The 5,254-nt window shown below is 29.6% G+C and carries 4 protein-coding genes; 1 reads left to right on the forward strand and 3 read right to left on the reverse strand.

Going from position 1 to position 5,254, the window contains the following annotated elements; translation table 11 throughout:
- Positions 1 to 150: 150 nt before the first annotated feature.
- From B808_RS03660 to B808_RS03670, 3 genes are all read right to left on the reverse strand, one after another.
- Positions 151 to 1,269 carry an alkene reductase gene (locus tag B808_RS03660; RefSeq protein WP_035422003.1) on the reverse strand — a complete coding sequence of 373 codons (1,119 nt, stop codon included), beginning with the start codon at positions 1,267 to 1,269 and terminating at the stop codon, positions 151 to 153.
- Positions 1,270 to 1,498: 229 nt separating this feature from the next.
- Entirely contained in the window at positions 1,499 to 3,793 is a 2,295-nt protein-coding gene (locus B808_RS03665) for an ABC transporter permease (protein WP_009166295.1), read from the reverse strand.
- On the reverse strand, positions 3,790 to 4,491 hold the full coding sequence (locus B808_RS03670) for an ABC transporter ATP-binding protein (protein WP_009166294.1): 702 nt from the start codon (positions 4,489 to 4,491) through the stop codon (positions 3,790 to 3,792). Before B808_RS03670 ends, B808_RS03665 begins: the two co-directional genes overlap by 4 nt.
- Before the next feature lie 150 nt (positions 4,492 to 4,641).
- Here B808_RS03670 and B808_RS03675 point away from each other — a divergent pair, with 150 nt between their 5' ends.
- Positions 4,642 to 4,956 (forward strand): winged helix-turn-helix transcriptional regulator, encoded by a 315-nt coding sequence (locus B808_RS03675; protein WP_035422004.1) that lies wholly within the window; start codon positions 4,642 to 4,644, stop codon positions 4,954 to 4,956.
- Positions 4,957 to 5,254: the final 298 nt, after the last annotated feature.

The raw sequence follows: 5,254 nt of genomic DNA on the forward strand, positions 1-5,254 counted from the left end.
TTCTACGTTTGTTATTCTAGGATAAATAAAAAAAGAGCTATCGATTGATAGCTCCCTTACTAGTTATATAATTTTTAAGCAAATGCGAAACAATGTTAACATATTATATTGAATATTTTATTTTAAACTATTTATTAATTATTCAAAAATTTAAATGTTTTTTACATCAATGTCTTCAATTGTTGGGTAATCAATATAACCTTCAGTTGGCATGGCTAAATTACCAACATTTCCTCCACCATACAAGGTATTATAATTTAATTTATTTAATTCTTTATTGTTTTGTAATCTATATACTAAATCAGGATTTGAAATTGCCCAGTGACCCACTGCAATTAGATCAGCCTTTTTAGATTCTAATGGTTCAGTTAATTCATCTAATGGGCGATTTGCTTTATTTAAAATAATGGTTCCTTTATAAGTATCAACAATATCATTAATAACTTCATTTTCAAATCCATAATCGAGCACATGAAGATAGGCAAGATTAAAATTATTAAGCTTATTTACAAGATAATGATAAAATTCTTTTATTTGTTTCCCCTCATCAATTGATAAATCTTTAGGTCCGTGGGGAGATATTCTAAATCCAACTCTTTGTGAACCGATTTCATCGCAAGTTTTTTTAACAACTTCTAATGATAACCTAGCACGATTTTCTATATTTCCTCCATATTCATCAGTTCGAACATTAGAATTTACACCCATAAACTGATGAAGTAAATATCCATTTGCCCCATGGACTTCAACACCATCAGCTCCGGCTAAAATAGACATTTTTGCTGAATGTGAAAAATCATTAATTACAGTGTTAATATCAGAAATTGTCATCGGAATTGGGATCGGATACGGTTTACGACCTTCAACCGTATGGGCAGTTGAATTTTCTGGAGCAATTGCAGATGGAGCTAAACCAATATGATTATCAATTGTATTAGCTGGATGAACCATTCTACCATTATGAATCAATTGCATAAACATATGTCCACCTAATGAATGAACCGCTTGAATAACTGGTTTCCAAGAATTCATTTGTTTTTCTGAATATATTCCAGGAGCATTTAAAAATCCCTGTCCACTTAAAGATACATGAGTAGCTTCAGATATAATTAAACCCATTGTTGCACGTTGTGCGTAATAAATCGATGCAAAATCACCAACAGTTCCATCTGCATTACCTCTACTTCGTGTCAATGGAGCCATTACCAATCTATTGGAAAGGATTGTTTTTTTCAGTCTAAATGGTTCCCATAATTTATTATCTATCATAAAAAACTCCTTCACTTAATTTTTATCAGTGACTTTATTGTGTCATAGTGTAAATATTTATGAAATAAAACAGCTTACTTTTTGTTATAAATTCGATAAAACTTTTAGAATAATAAAAAAGACTAACCATATAGATTAGTCCAACTACATAAAATCCCTGTTAATTATAATGATGAAACAACATACTTACAATATTTAATTTATCAACTTAAAACATTTGTTAAAATGCTTATTCTATACCTTTGGTAGATGAAATCATATCAAGTTTTTTCAATCTACTTCCTATCATTACCACGGTTGAAAGTGATGCTGCAATAACAATTAAAGATGATAATATCAAACTAGCTTTAGTAAGAAATGGATAGTAAATGATTTGACTAGTATTAAATGTGGTTACATATCTTGATAAGAACCAATAACCAAATGGAATACCTACAATCCAACCAATTGCAGTAATAGTAAGATTTTCAATAATTGTTAAATTACGAATTTGATTTCGCGAAAATCCCAAAATTTCTAAAGTTGCATAGCTTCTTGAACGTTCGGTAAAACTTAATGAACCTAAGTTATACAAAATAACAATTGTAAGTAAAATTCCAAATACTTGAACCATTAAGAAAATACTACTCAAATTATTAACCATTGCTTTGGCATTATTTTTTTGTTCCTTTAAACTAACGATTTGATTAACTGCTGAATTGTCTTTAACTGATGCATCAATTTTATTATGGATTGTTAAAACGGAAGTTGGAGTAAATTTCATTCCTTCATTGTTCCAAGTTTGCCTAGTCATATATATTCCTTGAGGTGCATTTGATTTGATAATTCCTTTAACTTTAAGGTTTAATTTTCTATCACTCAAAGATGGGCTAAGCGTAACAATACTATTCTTTTTAACTTTAGTAGCCTTAGCAATTCCTTCATCTAAATATACTCCGCCATCTTTTATCTTTTCATTGTTTGTAGTTTTCACATTAACTTTGGAGCCTGAATCTAAAATAGTCAATGGTCGATCAAATTGACCTTTTGGTTGTAAACTAGTATATACAACTTCAATTTTTTCCCCATTTGTTTTTTTAACAATACGATTAATTTCAGACTGACTAGCATCATGAGTTAAATTAATTTTCTTAGCATAACTATATTCATGACCATAGGTTTGATTAACTTGATTATCCATGGAATTCTTAGTTCCAAAGCCGGTCATAACGAGTGCTAATCCACCCACTACTCCAATTAATCCCATTAACATTTGAATTTTATTGCCAAGGTTATCTCTAATTGACCATCGATTTCCAAATGGAATTTTATTCCATAAATTAGGAAGTCTTTCTAAAGATACTCGCTTACTAATCTTAGCAATACTACCTTTGCGAAATGCTTGTGCTGGAGTCAAACCCTGATTAACTTGTGCTGCAAATAAAGCTGAAATAGTACAAATTAAGATAACTGAAAATGCTACATATAAAGGAACTTTAGTATATGAAATTTGCCAAGATGGAAGTGAAAACATTGGTTTTTGCGACTCCATAACAAAGTTTGATAATACTGGTGCTACTAATAATCCAGCAACTGCACCAATTCCACCAACAATTGCTCCATACATTGAATAGTAAAGTGACAAAGTAGTATTAGAATAACCTAATGATTGTAATGTTGCCATATCCTTTTGTTGTTGATCAATAATCTTACGAATTGTGGTATACATTGCTAATACTGCTAATAAAATAAATATAATTGAAAATAGAATTGATAGATTTCTAATTTGACCAACTCGATCTACAGCGGTTGAAATGCCAATGTTAGATTTTTGAGTTTGTAAAGCAATGTATTTATTACCAATAATTTTTCTGATTTGGCTTTCAATTTTAGTATTGTCACTATCCTTTAAATCAATCATATTATTTATCATGGGGACTTTAAATTGGTCTGCTAAAGTTTTTTCACTGACAAATCCATAACCATAATTTTGTTCCTGAGGTGAAATAAAATCATTAGATCCGGTGTAATACATTTTATCCGGTGAATTAACCATTCCAACAATTTTTAATTTAACCAATTGATTATTAAATTTTACAGTAATGTTATTCCCTTTTTTCAAACCATTCTTATTAGCAAACTTTTGATTCAAATATATTCCTTCATGATTTACATCAATCTTATGTCCATTAGTTTGCATGGTTTTTGAAAGTTGTTGCGTACCTGGTGTATCGATTGTTAAGTATCTTTTACTCCCATTCAAGTTCGTAGTGGTATTAATCTCGGTTTTTGCGGATACCTTAGAAACATCAGGCAATTTACGAATTTGATTTAATTCATTTTCACTAATTCCAGTTGATTGTAACGTTGCTGTTGCTAACTGGGTTTGAACAGAATATTGATTAATATTTTGTTTCATTCCGTTCCAAGTACCTTCAAGTCCGGTATAGAATAAAATACTTAGAAAAGCCATCAAAAAAACAGAGAAAAATTGAGTCCAATTTTTAAAAACTGTTCGAATTAATTTTTTAAATAAAAAGTTCATCCCCAATCAACCTCCTCAACTTCAAGTGGACTTGGATTATTAATAATTTTGTCTAAATGACCATCTTTAATGTGAATTACACGATCTGCAATTGGAGCAACTAATGGATTATGAGTAACAATCACTACGGCCGTATCTTGATTTTTACTACTTTTCAAAATTTTGAATACTCTTTGGGAAGTTTCAGTATCAAGTGCCCCAGTAGGTTCATCACAAAGTAATACTTTTGGACTCTTAGCCAAAGCGCGAGCAATCGATACTCGTTGCATTTCTCCACCAGATAATTGATCAGGAAAATTGTTTTTACGTTTTGAAAGTCCAACTTTATCCAGATATTTTTCAGTCATTTCTTGATATTTATTACCCTTTAGTTGAGCCGAAATAGCAACATTTTCAGAAACGGTAAGGTTTGAAATTAAGTTATAAAATTGAAAAACAAAGCCAACGATATCTCTACGATAATTGGTTAATTGACCATCAGATTCTGTATTAATTAAATTTCCATTATATGAAACTGTTCCACTTGTTGGACGATCCATTCCACCTAAAATATTTAAAGTTGTACTTTTTCCAGAACCGCTTGGTCCTAAAATAACTGTTACTTTATTGGGTTCAATATCAAAACTCACATCATTTAAAGCATGAGTTACTTCTGAACCATTTTGATAAATTTTACTTACATTTTTCAAACTAAGCATATGTATCTTCCTCCATTTAATTAGAAACGTGATATTATTTTAATTTTTTCTCCTTTTATGGTTATTTGTATAATAAATGGTATACTTTTAAAAAAAAAGTAGGGTAATTTTTTAAAGTATGTATATAAAAGTAAAAAAGGAGTCGATGAAATGCTTGAAGAAAATAGCTTAGAAGAATGTCCAATTCAGCCAGTTGTTGATATAATTAGCGGTAAATGGACATCATATGTGCTTTGGGAAATATATAATAAAAATAACCATTATGGCGGGATAACAAGATCTTTGCCTGGAATTAGTACAAGAACCTTATCCACTAGGTTAAAAATGCTTGAAAAAAATGGAATAATAAATAGAACAGTATATGATACAAATCCACCAACTGTTGCTTATGATTTAACTAAAAAAGGAAAAGATCTTGCACCGATTCTAATGTCTATGAAAAAGTGGTCTGAAGATTATAAGTAAAAAAATTTAATAATTTAGAGTACCCAATGAAAGCTAGATAAAAATCTAATTTTTATTGGGTACTTTTTAGTACTAATTCAAATAAAAAAAGACTTATACTGATTTAATATCAGAATAAGCTTTTAAAAACTATTTTAATTTTTAGATCCATCTTAAAAATTGGGATATTTTTAGTTTGTTTCAATCTATTTTCTATCTCATATATACTTTATCTGTTAAAACCCCCTTCTAATTTTAAGAGAGTTAATGATAGAGCAGAAACATTAAGTAATTTGAGTGCTTCTCTTGAATGTCTTGA

It is taken from the genome of Fructilactobacillus florum 8D, assembly GCF_000512295.1.
In the GTDB taxonomy this organism is placed as follows: Bacteria; Bacillota; Bacilli; order Lactobacillales; family Lactobacillaceae; genus Fructilactobacillus; species Fructilactobacillus florum.